The organism is Streptomyces sp. NPDC051214, assembly GCF_040682375.1.
Taxonomy (GTDB): Bacteria; Actinomycetota; Actinomycetes; order Streptomycetales; family Streptomycetaceae; genus Streptomyces.
Window position 1 is genome coordinate 76701 of the sequence record NZ_JBFBAT010000002.1, and the last position, 18886, is coordinate 95586.

Annotated in this window: 18 protein-coding genes, 1 other RNA gene and 1 pseudogene; 12 read left to right on the plus strand and 8 right to left on the minus strand. The window is 69.0% G+C overall.

The window, feature by feature from the left end; translation table 11 throughout:
* Nucleotides 1–55: 55 nt before the first annotated feature.
* The 8 genes from ftsE to dacB all read left to right on the plus strand — a co-directional run bounded on the left by ftsE (nucleotide 56) and on the right by dacB (nucleotide 6946).
* Complete coding sequence (gene ftsE / locus AB0M70_RS04770) at nucleotides 56–745, plus strand: cell division ATP-binding protein FtsE (RefSeq protein WP_030788113.1); 690 nt, start codon at nucleotides 56–58, stop codon at nucleotides 743–745.
* A 43-nt stretch (nucleotides 746–788) separates the two neighbouring features.
* Nucleotides 789–1706, plus strand: coding sequence for a permease-like cell division protein FtsX (gene ftsX, locus AB0M70_RS04775; RefSeq protein ID WP_365816409.1), 918 nt, complete (start codon nucleotides 789–791; stop codon nucleotides 1704–1706).
* A gap of 78 nt (nucleotides 1707–1784) precedes the next feature.
* Nucleotides 1785–2966: a S41 family peptidase gene (locus tag AB0M70_RS04780; protein ID WP_365816411.1), complete on the plus strand. Its 1182-nt coding sequence runs from the start codon at nucleotides 1785–1787 to the stop codon at nucleotides 2964–2966.
* An 18-nt stretch (nucleotides 2967–2984) separates the two neighbouring features.
* Nucleotides 2985–3506, plus strand: coding sequence for an SsrA-binding protein SmpB (gene smpB, locus AB0M70_RS04785; protein WP_365816413.1), 522 nt, complete (start codon nucleotides 2985–2987; stop codon nucleotides 3504–3506).
* Nucleotides 3507–3624: 118 nt separating this feature from the next.
* Nucleotides 3625–4013: a transfer-messenger RNA gene (gene ssrA / locus AB0M70_RS04790) on the plus strand.
* 181 nt (nucleotides 4014–4194) lie between these two features.
* A complete protein-coding gene (locus tag AB0M70_RS04795; RefSeq protein WP_365816415.1) occupies nucleotides 4195–4467 on the plus strand; it encodes a hypothetical protein in 273 nt (90 codons plus the stop codon).
* Nucleotides 4464–5258: a collagen-like protein gene (locus AB0M70_RS04800; protein WP_365816417.1), complete on the plus strand. Its 795-nt coding sequence runs from the start codon at nucleotides 4464–4466 to the stop codon at nucleotides 5256–5258. The genes AB0M70_RS04795 and AB0M70_RS04800 overlap by 4 nt, the downstream gene beginning before the upstream one ends.
* A 95-nt stretch (nucleotides 5259–5353) precedes the next feature.
* Nucleotides 5354–6946, plus strand: a complete 1593-nt coding sequence (gene dacB / locus AB0M70_RS04805) for a D-alanyl-D-alanine carboxypeptidase/D-alanyl-D-alanine-endopeptidase (protein WP_365816419.1) — start codon at nucleotides 5354–5356, stop codon at nucleotides 6944–6946.
* Here the strand turns inward: dacB and AB0M70_RS04810 are convergent.
* Nucleotides 6870–8132: an MFS transporter gene (locus AB0M70_RS04810; protein ID WP_365816421.1), complete on the minus strand. Its 1263-nt coding sequence runs from the start codon at nucleotides 8130–8132 to the stop codon at nucleotides 6870–6872. The two genes, dacB and AB0M70_RS04810, sit on opposite strands and share 77 nt — an antisense overlap.
* A gap of 127 nt (nucleotides 8133–8259) precedes the next feature.
* Here AB0M70_RS04810 and AB0M70_RS04815 point away from each other — a divergent pair, with 127 nt between their 5' ends.
* The 4 genes from AB0M70_RS04815 to AB0M70_RS04830 all read left to right on the plus strand — a co-directional run bounded on the left by AB0M70_RS04815 (nucleotide 8260) and on the right by AB0M70_RS04830 (nucleotide 13762).
* Nucleotides 8260–9243: a LysR family transcriptional regulator gene (locus AB0M70_RS04815; protein ID WP_365817532.1), complete on the plus strand. Its 984-nt coding sequence runs from the start codon at nucleotides 8260–8262 to the stop codon at nucleotides 9241–9243.
* Nucleotides 9244–9399: 156 nt separating this feature from the next.
* Complete coding sequence (locus tag AB0M70_RS04820; RefSeq protein WP_365816423.1) at nucleotides 9400–10170, plus strand: hypothetical protein; 771 nt, start codon at nucleotides 9400–9402, stop codon at nucleotides 10168–10170.
* Nucleotides 10171–10355: 185 nt separating this feature from the next.
* Nucleotides 10356–12440 (plus strand): glycosyltransferase, encoded by a 2085-nt coding sequence (locus AB0M70_RS04825; protein WP_365817534.1) that lies wholly within the window; start codon nucleotides 10356–10358, stop codon nucleotides 12438–12440.
* Nucleotides 12441–12595: 155 nt separating this feature from the next.
* A complete protein-coding gene (locus AB0M70_RS04830) occupies nucleotides 12596–13762 on the plus strand; it encodes an acyltransferase (protein WP_365816425.1) in 1167 nt (388 codons plus the stop codon).
* A gap of 132 nt (nucleotides 13763–13894) precedes the next feature.
* On the opposite strand, the gene AB0M70_RS04835 is transcribed toward AB0M70_RS04830, so the two are convergent.
* From AB0M70_RS04835 to AB0M70_RS04865, 7 genes and pseudogenes are all read right to left on the minus strand, one after another.
* A complete protein-coding gene (locus AB0M70_RS04835; protein WP_365816427.1) occupies nucleotides 13895–14497 on the minus strand; it encodes a hypothetical protein in 603 nt (200 codons plus the stop codon).
* On the minus strand, nucleotides 14494–15120 hold the full coding sequence (locus AB0M70_RS04840; RefSeq protein ID WP_365816429.1) for a hypothetical protein: 627 nt from the start codon (nucleotides 15118–15120) through the stop codon (nucleotides 14494–14496). The genes AB0M70_RS04835 and AB0M70_RS04840 overlap by 4 nt, the downstream gene beginning before the upstream one ends.
* Nucleotides 15107–15532: a hypothetical protein gene (locus AB0M70_RS04845; protein ID WP_365816431.1), complete on the minus strand. Its 426-nt coding sequence runs from the start codon at nucleotides 15530–15532 to the stop codon at nucleotides 15107–15109. Before AB0M70_RS04845 ends, AB0M70_RS04840 begins: the two co-directional genes overlap by 14 nt.
* A gap of 59 nt (nucleotides 15533–15591) precedes the next feature.
* On the minus strand, nucleotides 15592–16857 hold the full coding sequence (locus tag AB0M70_RS04850; protein WP_365816433.1) for a putative T7SS-secreted protein: 1266 nt from the start codon (nucleotides 16855–16857) through the stop codon (nucleotides 15592–15594).
* Between the two features lie 11 nt (nucleotides 16858–16868).
* Nucleotides 16869–17162 (minus strand): hypothetical protein, encoded by a 294-nt coding sequence (locus tag AB0M70_RS04855; protein WP_365816435.1) that lies wholly within the window; start codon nucleotides 17160–17162, stop codon nucleotides 16869–16871.
* A 408-nt stretch (nucleotides 17163–17570) separates the two neighbouring features.
* A pseudogene (locus AB0M70_RS04860) lies at nucleotides 17571–17792 on the minus strand (NAD(P)H-binding protein); the annotation flags it as partial.
* Between the two features lie 60 nt (nucleotides 17793–17852).
* Nucleotides 17853–18857: an EamA family transporter gene (locus tag AB0M70_RS04865; protein ID WP_365816437.1), complete on the minus strand. Its 1005-nt coding sequence runs from the start codon at nucleotides 18855–18857 to the stop codon at nucleotides 17853–17855.
* Nucleotides 18858–18886 lie beyond the last annotated feature (29 nt).

Below are 18886 nucleotides of genomic sequence, written 5' to 3' on the forward strand. Positions count from 1 at the left end.
CACCGGCTTCGCGTATGGTCACGCTCACCTACCCCCGGCGACCCGTGGTGCATCCGTGATCCGATTCGACAACGTCTCCAAGGCCTACCCCAAGCAGACCCGGCCCGCCCTCCGGGATGTCTCCCTGGAGATCGAGAAGGGCGAGTTCGTCTTCCTGGTGGGCTCCTCCGGCTCCGGAAAGTCCACCTTCCTGCGGCTTGTCCTGCGCGAGGAGCGCACCAGCCACGGCCAGGTGCACGTCCTCGGCAAGGACCTCGCGCGCCTCTCCAACTTCAAGGTGCCGCACATGCGGCGCCAGTTGGGCACCGTCTTCCAGGACTTCCGACTCCTTCCGAACAAGACCGTCGGCGAGAACGTCGCCTTCGCGCAGGAGGTCATCGGCAAGTCCCGCGGCGAGATCCGCAAGTCCGTGCCCCAGGTCCTGGACCTCGTCGGTCTCGGCGGCAAGGAGGACCGGATGCCCGGCGAGCTCTCCGGTGGTGAGCAGCAGCGCGTGGCGATCGCGCGCGCCTTCGTCAACCGGCCGAAGCTCCTCATCGCGGACGAGCCGACCGGCAACCTCGACCCGCAGACCTCGGTCGGCATCATGAAGCTGCTCGACCGGATCAACCGGACCGGCACGACCGTCGTCATGGCTACCCACGACCAGCAGATCGTGGACCAGATGCGCAAGCGGGTCATCGAGCTGGAGAAGGGCCGTCTCGTCCGCGACCAGTCGCGCGGCGTCTACGGCTACCAGCACTGACGGCCCGTACTGATCCACCGCACTGATCCACTGAAAGGGAGCCATGCGCGCCCAGTTCGTCCTGTCGGAGATCGGCGTCGGTCTCCGCCGCAATCTCACGATGACCTTCGCGGTCATCGTCTCCGTGGCCCTCTCGCTCGCCCTGTTCGGCGGCTCGCTGCTCATGCGCGACCAGGTGAGCACGATGAAGGGCTACTGGTACGACAAGGTCAACGTCTCGATCTTCCTCTGCAACAAGGCCGACGCCGAGCAGGACCCGAAGTGCGCCAAGGGCGCCGTCACGAACGAGCAGAAGGAACAGGTCAAGGTCGACCTGAAGAAGATGCCCGTGGTGGACACGGTCACCTACGAGTCGTCCGACGAGGCGTACAAGCACTACAAGGAGCAGTTCGGCGACTCCCCGCTGTCCAGCTCCCTCACGCCGGACCAGATGCAGGAGTCGTACCGCGTCAAGCTGAAGGACCCGGAGAAGTACCAGGTCGTCGCGACCGCCTTCTCCGGACGTGACGGCGTGCAGTCCGTGCAGGACCAGAAGGGCTATCTGGACAACCTCTTCGAGCTCCTGAACGGCATGAACTGGGCGGCGCTCGCGGTGATGGCGCTGATGCTCGTCGTCGCGCTGATGCTGATCGTCAACACGGTGCGTGTATCGGCGTTCAGCCGGAGACGTGAAACCGGCATCATGCGGCTCGTCGGCGCGTCCAGCTTCTACATCCAGATGCCGTTCATCATGGAGGCGGCCGTCGCCGGTCTCATCGGCGGCGGTGTCGCCTGCGGCATGCTCCTCGTGGGCCGGTACTTCCTCATCGACCACGGCCTCGCGCTCTCCGAGAAGCTGAATCTGATCGACTTCATCGGGTGGGACGCGGTCCTCGCCAAGCTGCCCCTGGTGCTCGCCATCGGCCTCCTGATGCCCGCGCTCGCCGCGTTCTTCGCGTTGCGCAAGTATCTGAAGGTGTGACAAAACCCGCCTGTTCCGAAGGGCGCTGTACGGTTCAACCGACCGTACGGCGCCCTTCGTTGTCCTAGACTCACCGGCATGTCAGGCCCCGACCGGTTCTGTGAACTGCTCTCCCGGCCCCGCCGTATCCGCCGCGGGGCGACCCTGACATTGGTGTTCGCCAGCGTGCTCGCGACCGGTGCGGCCACCGGCTCCTGGAGCGAGGCGTCCGGTGAAGGCCGGAAGTCGCCTGCCCTGTCCGCCCGTTCCGTCGTCTCGTCCGGTGACGCAGCCGACGAGGCGGCCGACGCCGCGGCCGAGGCGATGGCCGACGGCAAGTCCGGCAAGGAGGCCGCGGAGGAGGCCGTCAGCCGCAGCGGTGACCGCTGGGGATCGGTCTACTCCCCCGGGGAGTACCAGGAGTTCGAGCAGGCCCTCGACGGCGCGTACACCGGCGTCGGCCTCTGGGCCAGGCGCGCCCAGGACGGCCGCATCGAGGTCTCCCGGGTCCAGCGCGGCGGCCCCGCCCAGCAGGCCGGCATCCGCGAGGGCGACCGGCTCAGCAGCATCGACGGCAAGCGCGTGACGGGACGTCCCGTCACCGAGGTCGTCTCCCTGCTGCGCGGGGCCCGCGCGGGCACCCCGGTCGAGCTCGGCCTGGAGCGGGGCACGCGCGCGTGGAGCGAGACACTGCACCGGGCCCGCCTCTCCACGGACTCCGTCACGGTCACGCAGCTCGCGGGCGGCGCTGTCATGATCAAGGTCGAGGCCTTCACCAAGGGCGCGGGCGAGCGCGTGCGGTCTGCGGTGCGTGACGCCCCCAAGGGCGCCGGCATCCTGCTGGACCTGCGGGGCAATTCCGGGGGACTGGTGTCGGAGGCGGTCACCGCGGCCTCGGGGCTCGTGGACGGTGGCCTGGTGGCGACGTACGACGTACGCGGCCGGCAGAAGGCCCTGCACGCCGAGCGGGGCGGCGACACCACCAGGCCGGTGGTCGCGCTGGTCGACGGCGGCACAATGAGCGCGGCCGAGCTGCTCACGGGCGCCCTGCAGGACCGGGGCCGCGCGGTCGTGGTGGGCTCGAAGACCTTCGGCAAGGGGTCGGTCCAGATGCCGAGCCGGCTGCCCGACGGTTCCATCGCCGAGCTGACAGTCGGGCACTACCGCACGCCTTCGGGGCAGGCGGTCGACGGCCGGGGCATCACACCGGACCTGGAGGTCGAGGACGGTGCCGAGACGCGGGCCGAGACAGTATTGACTGGCCTCGGACCCCCCTCGTAGTGCGAAAATGGCCGCACTATGGCGAAGGAAAAGGTAAAGCGCAAGGCCGCCAAGGCCGCCGAGAAGGCCCCCAGCAAGAAGATGGTCGCGCAGAACAAGAAGGCGCGGCACGACTACCACATCCTGGACACGTACGAGTGCGGCCTGGTGCTCATGGGCACCGAGGTCAAGTCGCTGCGGATGGGCAGGGCCTCCCTGGTGGACGGCTTCGTGCACATCGACAACGGCGAGGCGTGGCTGCACAACATCCACGTCCCGGAGTACGTGCAGGGCACCTGGACCAACCACTCGGCCACGCGGAAGCGCAAGCTCCTGCTGCACCGTGCGGAGATCGACAAGCTGGAGTCGAAGTCGCAGGAGACGGGTCACACGATCGTGCCCCTGGCCCTGTACTTCAAGGACAGCCGGGTCAAGGTCGAGATCGCCCTCGCCAAGGGCAAGAAGGAGTACGACAAGCGTCAGACGCTCAAGGAGAAGCAGGACCTGCGGGAGACGAACCGCGCCGTCGCGGACGTCAAGCGGCGTCAGCGCAGCGCCTGACCGCCGGGCCCCGCGGGTCCTGGCGGGCCACGCGGGAATTGGCTGGCCCCGTCGGGCGTTGGTCACGTACGATGGGCACTGCCCCGCACAGCCGGGGCGTGGATTGATAAAAAAACATGGGGATGATCGGTTTCGACAGCGGATGTCGAAGCAGGGGAAGCGAGCCGAGGAAGCGACAATGATCTCGTAAACCATATGTCGCAACCAATAATCGCCAATAACAAGAGCGATTCCCAGTCCTTCGCCCTCGCTGCCTAATAAGCAGTGAGTGAAGGACCCTTAATGGGTGTCAGCCCGGGAGTGTTCCCGACCCGGATCCTGGCATAATCTAGGGAACTAAACCATCGAGTCCGGTCACGGGATTCGATGGGAAATCAAACAGTGACTGGGCCCGTCGGAGACTTGTTCGCGAGATCTCCGGGGCCGAGAAAATCGTAGCGAACTGCGCTCGGAGAAGCCCTCCTTTTGCACCGTTGGACGCGGGTTCGATTCCCGCCATCTCCACAATTCCCATGTGAGGTTGAAGCCCTCCGGCCGGTGGCCGGGGGGCTTCTTCCGTGTGCGGGGCACGCACCGTCCGGGCACATCCTCTGGGCATGTGACTCGTTACTGCATCCGAGTGCAGGTTCCCCAAACGGCCGGGCGGCACAGAAGCACGGCCGAGTACGCAAGTGCAGGAGGCAGTCGCTTGGATGCCACCGTCACTCTTTTAGGCTCCATTTTCGCCAGCCTGGGAGTTCTCGGCGCGGCAGTGGTGGCCTATCTCGGCAAGCGCGGCGAGAACGCGCTCACCGGCTACTCCAGCCTCACGGAGAGACTTCAGACCGAGCGTGACCGGCTGGAGCGGCAAGTCGCCGAACGCGACACGAAACTCGCCGAGTTAAACGCTCTGCACGTCCATGACCAGAGCGAGATCGCCCGGCTGCTCATCGACAACCAACGGCTCGGAGGCACTCCGTGATCCAGCTCGAGCGACTGCTGGCCCGCCGTTGGCGCACCGTGTTCCTCGTCTGTGTGCTGGTCGCGCTCTGCGGGGTCGCGGCGCTGCTCTGGGCCCGCATCGACGCCGGTGACCGTCGCGCCGACCGGCTCGCCGCCGAGGCGGACCGGCGCGGTGAGGCCGTGTCCACCCTGGCCCGCGACGTACGGACGCTGCGCGCACAGGTCCGCTCGCACGGCGACACCCCTGCCGCGCCCGACCCCTCCGACGCCGTCGACGACCTGCTGTCCCGGGCGCGGGTGCCCGGGTCTCCGGGCGCCACCGGCTCACCGGGGGAGGACGGCAAACCCGGCGAGAAGGGGACGCCGGGGGACGGCGGCCGACAGGGCGACCAGGGCGAGGCGGGTGAGCCCGGTGAGGCGGGAGCGTCCGGCGAGCCCGGCCCGGCAGGGGCCGACGGCACGGACGGCGCGAACGGCGAACGAGGTCCGGAAGGACCAGCGGGGGCGGCAGGGCCCCCGGGCGCCAACGGCGCCGACGGAGCCAACGGTTCCGACGGCGCGGGCGGTGCCTCGGGCCCCGAAGGCCCCGCGGGTCCCACAGGGCCGCGCGGTGAGCGTGGGCCCAAGGGCGAGACGGGCGAGGCCGGTCCCGCCTGCCCCGACGGCTACAGCCTCCAGCAGTCACCGGGCGACCCCGACGCCCTGGTCTGCCGCCGCGCGGGCGTGACCCCGGCCGACCCCGCCCCCGCCGTGCTGCTCCTGGCCACCCTGCTGCCCCGCTGCCGCCGCACGCCTTGCGCACCGGACTGACGGCGGGGGGGACCGCCCCGCCGTCCACCCCCGTGGCGTACGTGGCCGGAGTGGGGGCTGTCGCGGGGGGCCCGAGTCCGGGATGCTCCTGGGTCATGAGTAGACCCGTGAGACGCGTCAACGCCCGTATGCGCCAATGGATCTGGCCCGCCGTGCTCGGCGTCGCGGCGGCCACCCTCTCCGTCAGCTCGCCGGCCGGGGCGGACTCCGACCGCAGCGGCCTGCCCGAAGCCATCGACACCATCCTCGGCGACCCCCGGATGGAGGGCGGCGCGGCGAGCGTCGTCGTCGCCGATGCCGCCTCCGGTGACGTGCTCTACCAACACCTGCCCAGCGGGCGCCTGATGCCCGCGTCCAACACCAAGCTCCTGACGTCGGCCGCGGCCATGGAGCGGCTCGGCCCCGACCACCGCTTCACCACCGACGTGCTCACCGACGGCAGGCGCGACGGCCGTGTGCTCGACGGTGACCTGTATCTGCGCGGCACCGGCGACCCGACGACGCTCGCGAAGGACTACGACGCACTCGCCGCGAAGATCGCCGACTCGGGCGTCCGGCGGGTCTCGGGCCGCCTGGTCGCGGACGACACCCGGTTCGACGACAAACGCGTCGGCGACACCTGGGCCGCCGACGACGAATTCGCGTACTACGCCGCCCAGATCTCCGCGCTGAGCGTCGCCCCGGACACCGACTACGACACCGGGACGGTCATCGTCGAGGCCACCCCCGGAGCGAAGGCCGGGGACCGGCCGAAGGTGACGGTGACCCCGAAGACGGACTACGTGGACGTCGACATCAGCGCCAGGACCGTCCCCGCGGGCGGCGCGGACACCCTCACCATCGAACGTGAGCACGGCACCAACACCCTCACGGTCACCGGCACCGTCCCCGTGGGCGGCTCCGCCACCAAGGAGTGGATCGCCGTCTGGGAGCCGACCGGCTACGCGGCCGCGATCTTCCGGGACGCGCTGAAGGCGCACGGAGTGCGGGTGAGCGGCCCGACGAGGACCGGACTCGCCACCCCCAAGGGCGCGCGGCAGCTCGCGTCGCACGACTCCATGCCGCTCAGCGAGCTGATGATCCCCTTCATGAAGCTCTCCAACAACATGCACGCGGAGAACCTCACGAAGACGATGGGGTACGAGGCGACCGGGCGGCCCGGCAGCTGGCCGGACGGACTCGCGGCGATCGGCGCCTACTTGAAGACGGCCGGCGTCGACCCCGGCAAGCTGCGCCAGGCCGACGGCTCCGGGCTCTCGCGCAAGACCAACGTCCCCGCCGACCAGCTGATCGACCTGCTCCTGTCGGCGAAGGGCGAGCCCTGGTACGCCGACTGGTACAAGTCGCTCCCGGTGGCCTGCGACCCGGACAAGTTCGTCGGCGGCACCCTGCGCACGCGGATGTGCGGGACGCCGGCGGCCCTCAACGTACGGGCGAAGACCGGGTCGTTGACCGGGGCGTCCGCTCTTTCGGGGTACGTGAAGGACGCGGGCGGGCGTGAGCTGGTGTTCAGCATCATCCTCAACAACTACCTGCCCTCTTCGGTGAAGGCCCTGGAGGACGCGATCGTCGTGACGCTCGCCAAGTCGACCGAGGACAAGGCCGTTCTCGTCAGGCCGCGCTCGGAGCGTGGGGCCGAGCCGAGCGGGGACCTGGAGTGCTCGTGGCGCAAGCCTGCGCGATGCTGAGCAGCAGCGCGCAGCACGCGGCGGCGACCGGGACCGCGTAGCCCTGGGCGGCGCCGAGGTGCTCCACCACCCAGCCGCCGGAGGCCGAGCCGCAGGCGATGCCCCCGAGGAGCCCGGTGACGGCGAGGGTCATGCCCTCGTTCAACCGGCCCTCGGGGGTGCGCTGTTGGATCAAGGACATGCCGGTGACCATCGTCGGTGCCGTCGCCATACCGGCGACAAGGAGAGCCCCGGCGAGCACAAGGAGGGAGCCGGTGAGCGTGGCGGCGAGGAGCGGCAGCGTCATCAGGGCCGCCATCGCCACGGCGCACAGGATGTGGCGGCGGTTCGGGGACCCGGTCGGTCCGACCGTCCCGTAGAGGAGGCCCGCCGCGCAGGAGCCCGCGGCCTGGAGCGCGAGGATCGCGCCCGCGGCGGCCTTGTGGCCCTCCGCGTCGGCGTACGCGATCGTCACGACCTCCATCGAGCCGAAGACGGCGCCCGTGGCGAGGAAGGCGGCGAGCAGGGCGGGCATCCCGCGCGCGTGCAGGGGCGACCTCTCCTTGGTGGTCGTACGTCCCCGGGGCGGCGGTTCCGTCGAGCGCTGGGCGGCGAAGAGCAGGACGCCGGTCAGGAGCAGCACGACCCCGATGAGGGTTCCCGCCTCCGGGAAGAGCGCCCCGCACAGGAAGGCGGCGAGGGCGGGGCCGAGCATGAAGCACAGCTCGTCCGCGGCCTGCTCGAAGGAGTTGGCGGTGTGCACGGCCCGCTCGTCGTCCTTGAGGAGGTGGGCCCAGCGTGCCCGGGACATGCCGCCCGTGTTGGGCGTGGTGGCCGTCGCGGCGTACGCGGCGAACAGGGTCCAGTCGGGCGCTCCGTGGTGCACGCACAGCAGCAGCGCGAGCGAGCCGAGCGCGGCGATCACGGTGGCCGGGACGGCGACCCGCGCCTGGCCGTGCCGGTCGACGAGGCGCGCCGTCCAGGGGGCCACGACGGCGGTCGCGGCGAGGCCCGTCGCGGTGACGGCTCCGGCGAGCGCGTACGAGCCGCGGCTCCCGGCGATCATGATGACGGCGCTCACGCTGAACATGCCCATGGGCAGGCGGGCGATGAGGTTGCCGAGGGTGAAGGCGGTGGCTCCGGGTATCCGGAAGAGGCGGGCGTAGGGATTCCGGCGGCGGGGTGCGTGGGATTCGGCGGGCGGCATGCGGATCACCCTCGCCGTGGTGCCGGTGTGAGGTCCAACACCTTCTGGGGCCCGATTCACGCACTCCTGTTGTAAGTTCCCGCGGGTGACCGCAGAACCCCGTACACCCCGTGTCCCCGAGCACGGTCTGCCCCGCGACGTGGAGCCACGCCTCCTGCGCGCCTTCCTGGCCGTCTCCGAAGAGCTGCACTTCACGCGGGCCGCCGCCGGGCTGTACGTCGCCCAGCAGGCGCTGAGCCGGGATGTGCGGCGCCTGGAGCGCGAGTTGCGGGCCGACCTGTTCGTGCGGACGACACGGCAGGTCACGCTGACCGCCGAGGGGGAGCGGCTGGTGCCGTACGCGCGGCGGGTCATCGAGGCGCAGGACGACCTGACGGCCGCCTTCGCGCGCGGCACGGGGGCCGGCGGCGCGGCCCGCCCGCTGCTCGTGGACCTGAACAGCCCGGGGCTCATCTCCGGGCGCGTCCTGGAGCGGGCCCGCGAGCTCGCCCCGGACTGCGAGCTGATGGCCCGCTTCGAGAGCGGGCTCACCGGGGCCGCGGCCGAGATCCTCGCCGGGCGGCTCGACGTCTCCTTCGGGCGCTACGCCGGCCTCGAACCCGCGCTGCGGTCCCGGCTCTCGCAGCAGCCCGTGCGGTACGAGCCGATGGCGGTGCTGCTGCCGCTCGGGCACCCCCTGGCCGAATTCGACGCGGTGCCGCTCGGCGCGCTCGCGGGGGAGAGCGTGTACGCGGGCGCCGGAAACCCCCGGACGCTGGAGTGGACCGATCTGGCGCATCGCCTTTTCGAGGGACGCGGGATCGAGGTGGCGGCGCCCGCGCCCCTGGCGGTGGGCCCCGAGGAGTTCGGAAGGATCATGGCGAAGAATCGCACCCCGGTCCTCACCGCTGTGGACTTCCCCACCATGCCCGAGTCCGTCCTGCGGCCCCTGACCGACCCCGTTCCGCTCTCCCCCGTGTCCCTGGTGTGGCGAAAGGGGCTCGTGCACCCGGGTGTCGACGCGCTGCGCGCTGCCGCGGCCGAGCTCGCCGCCGCCGAGGGGTGGCTGCGGAGGCCCGAGGACGGGTGGGTTCCGGCCACAGATGCACTCATCATGATGAGGCTGGACTGACGGATTAGTACGACTGACACCGCCGTGCGCTACATTCATGGTCCGGGCGCGGTGTGATAGGGGGGCGCTCGGATCGGGTGGGGGCTCGGTCCGAACGGCGAGTTGCCCGGAGTCGTGCGCGCCCGAGTCAAGGTATGTGGGGGGTTGTGCGTACGCATGGAGAATTGGCGAGAAGATGCCCTACCGGAACACACCCATGATCCGAACGAGGTCACCGTTCAGATCGACGGGGTGGGACGGCAGCTGGCCGATCTGGCTTCCGAGAACGACCAGGACGGGCCCGACGGGCCGGTCTTCGTCGACGAGACGGGCCGCCGCAGCCGGAGATACCGCCGCATAGGCGTGTTCATCGGCATGGCCTGCGCCGTCTACGCGGTGATCATCGTGGCCACTCTGTTCTCGGGCAACTCCAGCGCGCCCTGGCTCCCGATCGAATCCAAGGACGAGAAGCCGGCGAGCAAGGTGGACACACCCGACCGCCCGGCCGACTCCCTCGACCCCTCGGCCTCACCCGGCGACACCCCGTCGCCCGGCGCGTCCAAGAGCGGCAGCACCGCTCCCGCGACCGGCGACGAGGACGCGGACGATCCGTCCAAGCCCGACGGCAAGACGAAGCCGGGCGACACGGCCGACCCCGACCCCACGGGCGGCGGCAAGCCCGACCCCGACCCCACGGACGACGGCGGGGACCCCGACCCGACCGACGACCCCACGAAGCCGGACCCGGACCCGGACCCGACGGACGACCCCACCACGCCGGACCCGGACCCGTCGACCGAGACCCCGCCCGGCGCGTCCGGAGGCGGCGGCGAAGTCCCCGCGGTGCAGCAAGCCGCCGATCAGCAGTCCCCGCAGAGCGCCCAGGCGATCGGTCATCTGTCCCCGCGAGGCGCCGGCCAGCAGCCCTCGGAGGGCGCACAGCTATGAACACCCGCACCAAAAGGGGCCGGTCAGCCGGCTCCCGGCACAGTCACGCCCAGCCCCGGAACGCTCGCGCCGCCCAGCCCCGCGGCGGCGGTGGCGGCGGCCGACGCCGCGCACAGCCCGTCCGCACCGGCAAGCGCAGGCTCCCGCTGCGCTATCTTCTGCCGCTGCTCCTGCTCGTCGCCCTGATGGCGATGCTCATGCTGCGCGGCTACACCCACAGCGAGATCCTCGCCGACCACCGCGTGCGCCCGCCCGCGGCCACCGACCAGGTCCCGAAGAAGGTCCTCGAGGACGGCGGCCCGGTCATCGACACCCGTGGCGGCCACGAGGAGACGCTGAGCGTCCCCCGCCACCGCCTCGTCCTGACCTTCGACGACGGCCCGGACCCGGAGTGGACCCCCAAGGTCCTCGACGTACTGAAGAAGCACGACGCGCACGGCGTCTTCTTCGTCACCGGCACGATGGCCTCGCGCTACCCCGACCTCGTCGAGCGCATGGTCGAGGAGGGCCACGAGGTCGGCCTGCACACGTTCAACCACCCCGACCTGTCGTACCAGTCCAAGAGCCGCATCGACTGGGAGCTCTCGCAGAACCAGCTCGCCCTCGCGGGCGCGGCCGGCGTGCGTACGTCCCTCTTCCGTCCCCCGTACTCCTCCTTCTCCGACGCCATGGACAACAAGTCCTGGCCCGTGACGAAGTACATCGGCAGCCGCGGCTACCTCACCGTCGTCAACAACACCGACAGCGAGGACTGGAAGCGCCCCGGCGTCGACGAGATCATCCGCCGCGCCACGCCCAAGAACGGCAACGGCGCCATCGTCCTGATGCACGACTCCGGAGGCGACCGCTCGCAGACGGTGGCCGCGCTCGACACCTTCCTGCCCGATCTGCAGGACAAGGGCTACCGCTTCACCAACCTCACCGAGGCCCTGGACGCCCCCAGCGCGCACGCGCCGGTCTCCGGCCTCGACCTGTGGAAGGGCAAGGCCTGGGTCTTCCTGGTCGGAGCCTCGGAGAAGATCACCGGCGTACTCGTCGTGGCCCTGGCCATCATCGGGTCCCTGGTCATGCTCCGCTTCGGCATGATGCTCCTGCTCTCCGCGGTGCACGCGCGCAAGGTGCGCAAGAAGGGCTTCCGCTGGGGCCCCGACATCACCGAACCGGTGTCGGTCCTCGTGCCCGCCTACAACGAGGCCAAGTGCATCGAGGCCACGGTCCGTTCCCTCATGCAGAGCGACCATCCCATCGAGATCATCGTCATCGACGACGGCTCGTCGGACGGCACCGCGCTGATCGTCGAGGGCCTGCGCCTGCCGAACGTACGCGTCGTGCGGCAGCAGAACGCGGGCAAGCCGGCCGCGCTCAACCGCGGCATAGCCAACGCCCGTTACGACCTCATCGTGATGATGGACGGCGACACGGTCTTCGAGCAGTCGACCGTGCGCGAGCTGGTGCAGCCGTTCGGTGACCCGCGCGTCGGCGCCGTCGCGGGCAACGCGAAGGTCGGCAACAGGGACTCGCTGATCGGCGCCTGGCAGCACATCGAGTACGTGATGGGCTTCAACCTCGACCGCCGGATGTACGACATGCTCGGCTGCATGCCGACCATCCCCGGCGCCGTGGGGGCCTTCCGGCGCTCGGCCCTTGAGCGGGTCGGCGGCATGAGCGACGACACGCTCGCCGAGGACACCGACATCACGATGGCGATGCACCGCGACGGCTGGCGGGTCGTGTACGCCGAGAAGGCGCGCGCGTGGACCGAGGCCCCGGAGACGGTGCAGCAGCTGTGGTCGCAGCGCTACCGCTGGTCGTACGGCACGATGCAGGCGATCTGGAAGCACCGCCGCTCGGTGATCGAGTCCGGCCCATCGGGCCGCTTCGGCCGCGTGGGCATGCCCCTCGTCTCCCTGTTCATGGTCCTGGCCCCGCTCCTGGCGCCCCTGATCGACGTGTTCCTGCTCTACGGCCTGGTCTTCGGCCCCACCCAGAAGACGATCATCGCGTGGCTCGGCGTGCTCGCCGTCCAGGCGGTGTGCGCGGCGTACGCCTTCCGGCTCGACCGTGAGCGCATGACCCATCTGATCTCGCTGCCCCTGCAGCAGATCCTCTACCGGCAGCTGATGTACGTCGTGCTGCTGCAGTCCTGGATCACCGCCCTGACCGGAGGCCGCCTGCGCTGGCAGAAGCTCCGGCGTACGGGGGTCCTCGGAAATCAGCCCTCTATCCCGCAGCAGCGGACGGGCAGCCCTGATCGGAGGCCCGTCGCATGACGTATCCCCAACAGCCCACGCAGCCACTGCCGCAGGTGCCGCCGCCTCCGGGGCTGCGGAATCATGCGCCGACGCACCATGGCATGGGGGCTCCGGGAATGGGGGCTCCGGGGGTGGGGGTGACGCCGGTGGGTCCGGTGGCTCCGCCGACCCCGGTGGCTACGCCAGCTCCCAAGAAGCCGGGCCGGGACCGCTACTTCGACGTACTGCGCTCGCTCGCCCTGGTCCGTGTCGTCGTCTACCACCTGTTCGGCTGGGCCTGGCTGACGATCATCTTCCCGTCCATGGGCGTGATGTTCGCGCTGGCGGGCGCGCTGATGGCGCGCTCGCTGAAGCGCCCGGCCTGGGGCGTGATCCGAGGCCGAATACGCCGACTCCTGCCTCCCATGTGGGCGTTCAGCGCGGTGGCACTGTTCCTCCTCTTCTACGGCGGCTGGAACGTCACCAAGGACCCGGACCACGGCGACACCTGGGGTCTGGTGTCGATGCTCAACTACGTGTTCCCGATCGGCGCCCCGCCCTTCCCCTGGCACATCGGGGACAAGGCGGGCCTCCTGGAGGACACCTGGCCGGCGCAGGCCGCGGGCCCGCTCTGGTACATCCGCGCGTACCTGTGGTTCGTGATCGCGTCGCCGCTCCTGCTCTGGGCGTTCCGCAAGGCCCCGTGGGCCACGCTGTTCGCACCGTTGGCCCTGACGGCGGTGCTGGCCACGGAGATCGTCAAGATCCCGGGTGAGACGGGCAACGCGGTGTCGGACTTCGCGGTGTACGGCAGCTGCTGGGTCCTCGGCATAGCCCACCAGGAGGGCGTACTCGCCAGGGTTCCGCGCTACGTGGCGGTGTCCGTCTCGACGCTGATCATGGCGTTCGGCCTGTGGTGGGCGTCGGGCCATCTGGGCCCGGACGGCTGGGACCTGAACGACATCCCGCTGGCCCAGGCGGCCTGGTCCTTCGGCTTCGTGGTCATCCTGTTCCAGTACTCCCCGTCCTGGCAGGAGCTGCCGGGCCGCCTGAAGCGCTGGGACAAACTCATCACCCTCTCCAACAACCGAGCGGTGACGATCTACCTCTGGCACAACCTCCTGATCATGGCCACGGTCCCGATCATCGACATGGCGTACGACCTGCCGTTCATGGAGGACGAGCGCTGGAGCTCGGCGTTGGACTCGACGTACATGCTGTGGATGACGGTCCTGGTCTGGCCGCTGATCGGCCTGATGGTGATGGCGGTGGGCTGGATCGAGGACTTCGCCGCGAAACGGAGCCCCAGGCTTTGGCCTAATGGAGCGAAGTCGGGGAAGGGGCGGAGGGCTCGGCAGTAGGTATCGCGGCGCTGAGGGGCAGGCGCCGGCGCCGGTTGACGGCCACTGCCGTGCCGAGAGCATGTGGGTGTCCGCGGGCAGCGACGGGGGTGAACTCGCGGACTTCATAAGGCTGTTGCACCGTCTGTAGCACTAGGCCTCGTCATAAACGAAGAGGCTCCGCGCGAACTCATCGAATTCGTCGATGTTCGCAGTGATCCAGCCGATGTCCTCGCCGATGGTCCGTACAACGACGTCGATGCCGAGCGCCTCGATGCGCCAGGCATAGTTGACCGAGCAGCACATGGCGCCGGCCTTTTGGGAGACGAAGTAACGGATCGAGCGCATTCCACGGCCGAGACGTTCGGTGTCGAAGTCGATGACCTCGGGGTCCTGCACGGCGCCGGGGGCGTTCTTTTGGACCAGTTCGGCCAGCGTCTCTTCAACGGTGCCCTCGCTGACTCCGATGTGGACCAGAAACGTGAGGAATTCGCGGCGGGGGTCGGGGGTGTAGAGGAAGACCTGGTGGACGGGAACGGTCTGCGGGATCAGCTCGGCGGCGGATTCCAGCTCGTAGGCGAGGAGCTTGATCTGCTTCTTGTCGACCTCCTCGTCGTCCACGAGGCTCCAGAGCAGCTCCGAGGTGCGGCGGGCCCATTTTTTGCGCTCGCGCGAGGCGCCGCGTCCTTCGAGGACGGGCATGGCGGGCCAGACGTTGGGGTCGCTGTCCGTGTCGAGGGCGAAGGTGACGTTCACTCGGTCCTCCAGCGGAAAGTGGTCATGACGGCGTCGAACAGCTCGACGAGGATGGCGGTGAGCTCCCCCTCAGGGTTTCCGTCTCCGACTGCATTGAAGCTGACGACGATCCAATCGAACGAGTTCTGCGCCGAAGGCACCTGCGCAACGTAGTCGACATGCTTTGACGGCGTCTCGATGCCCTTCTCCGGATTCGCGGCGAGGACCCGCTCGCTCCGAGCTCCCGGTGCGCCGTCGACCTCGAGCGGCTCCATGGAGTCGGAGTCGGAGACAAGATGCAGCAGCACGTCCCGCGGTCCGATGCCGTCACGCAGCCTGGTGCGGGTCTTGGCGACGACGAAAGAGGCCGCGACGAGGACCCCGTGCAGGGGCTGCACAGGGAGGTACAGGTCCACCCCGTCGCGTCGCCGGGCTTCACGCACCGACGTGTTGAGCTGCCGGTACAGCTCCATCCGCGCGTCGATCACCTTGTCCCGGGGGAAATCCTCCGAGATCTGCTCGGCGGCCTCGTCGACAATCTTTTTGACCGCGTCCTCGGTGCCTTCCTTCAGGGGAATCCTGGCCCACCCCGGAGGTTTGATGAGGGTGTAGCCGAAAGCCTTCCTGGTATCAGTGGACCTCATTGCCCTGGCCCCTTCGGTCGAAGACGCTGTAAGCCGCGATCACGGCGCCAGGTACCAGAGGTGCGATCAGGGTGACGGGGTGATGGTGCATGAGCAGGAGCAGCGGGGCGAGCTGGGCGAGCGCGCCGCCCGCGAAGTAGAAGGCGAAGCCCGGCCGCCATCTGCCCTGGCGACGAAGCAGGATGACGCCGACTGTAAGGATGGCGACGGCGAGGAGCGGCAAGGACTGCCCCGGGAACCTCAAAACACCACTGAGGGATTTTGGCAGGGCTTCGGACGTAATGAGCACTCCACCGACGATCGCCACGATAAGAAAGGCGATCGGGGTCACGATGACGGCCCGTACCTGATTGATCAGTTTCCGGTCCGCAGGTGAATGGGGCGGGGCGGGGGGTACGGTGTTCTGGGTCATGGGGGCATCTCCTTGTCCTGCACGGCATGTTGCAGCACCTTCGCGGACGACAACGTGCTCTACCAGGCGGAATACTCCTGGGTCGCGCCGTGGTTTGCCTTGAAGTTGTTGTAGGCGTCCCAACTCGGCTTGTGGGGGATACCGAGTCCATCGCTCATGGCGTTCAGGGTGTCGTTGTCGCCGAGCGCCTTGTCTCCGTAATCCGCCGCTGTACCGCCGTACGCCGCTCCCATTGCCGTGTAGTAGGCGACATTGCCGCCAACCTTCGTCCCGGTCGAGATGCCTTCCCCGAAGAGCTTCTTGTTCTGGTTGATGCCTTGGCGCACGGCGGCAAGTTCGTCGTCACCCAGGTGTAGCGCGGTGGAGAGTTTGCTGGGTTGCGGCAGATCGTTGGTGACCCGCCCCGCGTGACCGGCGATCCCCTTGCGCAGCGACTTCATCTCCTCGCGAACGGCCGCCTTCGAGGCGTCATCGGAGGCGCTCGCGAGCCGCCTTTGGAGCTGGTTGCGAAGGGACTTCGTCGCGGAAAGGCCATCCTTGAGCTTCTTCACCCGCTGAGCCGTGGAGGCGGTCCTCGTGGCGGCGCTCGCTCCCTTGAGGCCGGCCATCGCGCCTCGGCCGATCCCCATGGTGAGCAGACCGAAGGCGTCGAAGGCGAGGTCCATCCAGGTCGCCTTGCCGGCCTTGACGAGGAGGAATCTGCCTAGGACGACTGCTAGTCCAATGCCGATCACGAGCAGATTCAGACCAGGGACGAAGAGCGCCACGATTGCGAGCGCTGTCCCGATCCAACTGAGCACGTCGAGAAAGAGTTTGAAGCCGTCAGCGTGGTCCTTGACCCAGCTCATGACGTCGTCCCAGAAACCATCCTCGACATCGTCTTCGATGGCATCACGGATCAATCGCTGGGCGGTCATGGCGTGCGTGGTGTAGTAGGAAGTGGCGACGACCAGATCCTTCTTCGCCTCGTCGACGGTGTCTTCGTCCTTCTTGTCGGCCTGGGCCTTGTCCAGCGCCTTCTTGGCCTCGACCTGGGCATGCTCCAAGTCGTCGGCCCAGGTGTGCAGATGGCCCGAGACTCTCTCGTACCGCCCCTTGGTCTTCTCGAAGCGCCCGGCCAGCTCGTCGGCCTCCTCCTGCATGGCGTCCGCGTACTTGCCCTTGATGTTGTCGTCCTTGCCGAGCTTGCGGAGCTTCGACACCTGCCGCTCAAGGGTCTCCGCAATGCGGCTCAGCCTGTTCGCTTCGTCGCGAACGCCTTCGGGATCGCCTGGGGTCGGGTCGACTTCGCAGATGGGGGACCAGTCGGTCGGACGGCGAGCCACGGCTCAAACCCTCACTTCTTCTTGCGCTTGTTGGATTCGGCCAGCTCCTTGTCGAGCTTCTCGAAATTCTCGATCGACTGCTCGACGAGTTTTCCGACACCCTCGATGTTCTTCAGGAGTTCCTTGCGGTGGTCGTTCCAATTCGAAGTGAATTCATCCATGGCTGATGAGACGAAATAGGAACCGTACTCGTCGTGCATGTCTTCCTGATGGCTGGAGCAACTCTTGAACTCTCTGCGCACGGTCTTGAGGTCGTGCTTGATTGTGTAGAGGTAGTCGTAGTCGACTCCGAGGTCCTTGGACATCGTCCCCTTCCCTCCGCTGTCTCCACTCGCGTGCGGCCGTGCTTAGGTCGGCGCTGGGGACGTCGGTGGCGTCCGGGCCTCAAGGGTCCACGCTATCCGTGGAGGTTGATGGTTCGCCAGAAAGGTTTCGTGACATATCGCCCTAGCGATGCGGACTGTCACCCTGTCGTAATGCGAAGCGTGTAACGGTGCGGAGCGCGGCTGTCATGGGGCGACTCGGCCCTGACCTCGCAGCCTCCGTTCGCGACTGCTATGGATGCCCGGGCGGGCGGGAGTCGGTACCTGCCTTGACCGGGGCGCGGCAGTCAACGCTTCGAGGGGCTTGTAGGGAGACGGCGGTATCGCTCGCCTGCGCGGGAGTTCGGGTGGTTGGGCCAATTCGACGGCGCGGTGCAGCCTCGCGGCTGGGGCGGGTCTGGTGGCGTTCACCATGAGGTCCTGCCCGGCGCTCAACTCGGCCACGTGCTCGGGGACTCCGGCGTCACCGGCGCGGTGGGTGGCGGCGGGGTGCAGTTCGCCGAAGCGGGCGGGGTCGCGGACGACGGCGGTGACTTCGTGGCCGCGGGAGAAGGCTTCGGTGACGACGCGGCTGCCGACGTTTCCGGCTGCTCCGAAGACGGTGATGCGCATGGGGTCTGCTCCTTGGGTTACGGGTGCTTGCGGGGTTTAACGCGGATTACGGGTGCGGTGCTAATCGGCCGGGCCGCGGCGGCGGCCCTGCCCAACCAGGACGCTGGCCACGACGAGTACGAGCCCGCCGACCTGCCAGAGGGTGAGGGTCTGAGTCAGGAGGAGCAGCCCGGCGAGGGTGGCGACGACAGGGTTGGTGAGCCCGAGGAACGACACGGACGAGGCGGGCAACCGCTCGATGCCGCGGAACCACAGGGCGTAGGCGATGGCGGTGCCGATGATGCCGAGGTAGGCGTATCCGGCGAGGTTGGCGCCGGTGAAGTGGTCCGGGAGGCCTTCGAAGGTGAGGGCGATGGGTGCCAGCACCAGCCCACCGGCGGTGAGTTGCCATCCGGTGAGGGCGAGCAGGGAGACACCTTCGGGCCGTCCCCAGCGCTTGCTGAGTACGACGGCGAGGGCCATCAGCGTGGTGGCGGCCAGCATGGCCACGATCCCGGCGAGGTCTACGGAGGCGCTGCCGCGCAGGACGAGAAGCGCGACGCCGACAACCCCTACGAGCCCGGCGATCAACGTACGACGCGTGGGCCGCACCTTCAGAACGCCGACCCCGAAGCCGGCGACGAGCAGCGGCATGACGGCGCTGACGGTCGAGGCGACGCCACCGGGAAGGTGGTAGGCACCGAAGAACAGCAGAGGGAAGAAGGCCCCGAAGTTGAGCAGCCCAAGTACGCCCGCCTTCCACCACCAGTCACCGCTGGGTAGCCGCCGGGTGAGGGCGAGCAGGATGAGCCCGGCGGGCAGCGCGCGCAGGGCCGCGGCCAGCAAGGGGCGGTCCGGGGGCAGGAGTTCGGTGGTCGTGACGTAGGTGGTGCCCCAGGTGGCGGGGCCGATGGCGGCGAGGGCCGCGGCGGCGAATGCGCGGTTTCGCGGTGCTGGACGGGGGCGGTCCTGGCCGGTGGGACGGTGCGCGCCGCGAGCGCCACCTGCTGCACCGGCGCCACCTGCTGCTTCCGCCATGCGTGCCGTGCCGGCTGCCGTGCGTACCTGCGGGCTGCTGATGGACATGGTGTGCTCCCCCTCGGTTCCCCTGAACG

Excerpts from the sequence above, each read along its gene's own strand:
- AB0M70_RS04845 (WP_365816431.1), bottom strand. The coding sequence starts at position 15,532 with ATGACCCAGAACACCGTACCCCCCGCCCCGCCCCATTCACCTGCGGAC.
- AB0M70_RS04820 (WP_365816423.1), top strand. The coding sequence starts at position 9,400 with ATGGAGAATTGGCGAGAAGATGCCCTACCGGAACACACCCATGATCCG.
- AB0M70_RS04840 (WP_365816429.1), bottom strand. The coding sequence starts at position 15,120 with ATGAGGTCCACTGATACCAGGAAGGCTTTCGGCTACACCCTCATCAAA.
- AB0M70_RS04810 (WP_365816421.1), bottom strand. The coding sequence starts at position 8,132 with ATGCCGCCCGCCGAATCCCACGCACCCCGCCGCCGGAATCCCTACGCC.
- AB0M70_RS04825 (WP_365817534.1), top strand. The coding sequence starts at position 10,356 with ATGGCGATGCTCATGCTGCGCGGCTACACCCACAGCGAGATCCTCGCC.
- AB0M70_RS04855 (WP_365816435.1), bottom strand. The coding sequence starts at position 17,162 with ATGTCCAAGGACCTCGGAGTCGACTACGACTACCTCTACACAATCAAG.
- AB0M70_RS04865 (WP_365816437.1), bottom strand. The coding sequence starts at position 18,857 with ATGTCCATCAGCAGCCCGCAGGTACGCACGGCAGCCGGCACGGCACGC.
- ftsX (WP_365816409.1), top strand. The coding sequence starts at position 789 with ATGCGCGCCCAGTTCGTCCTGTCGGAGATCGGCGTCGGTCTCCGCCGC.
- smpB (WP_365816413.1), top strand. The coding sequence starts at position 2,985 with ATGGCGAAGGAAAAGGTAAAGCGCAAGGCCGCCAAGGCCGCCGAGAAG.
- dacB (WP_365816419.1), top strand. The coding sequence starts at position 5,354 with ATGAGTAGACCCGTGAGACGCGTCAACGCCCGTATGCGCCAATGGATC.
- AB0M70_RS04780 (WP_365816411.1), top strand. The coding sequence starts at position 1,785 with ATGTCAGGCCCCGACCGGTTCTGTGAACTGCTCTCCCGGCCCCGCCGT.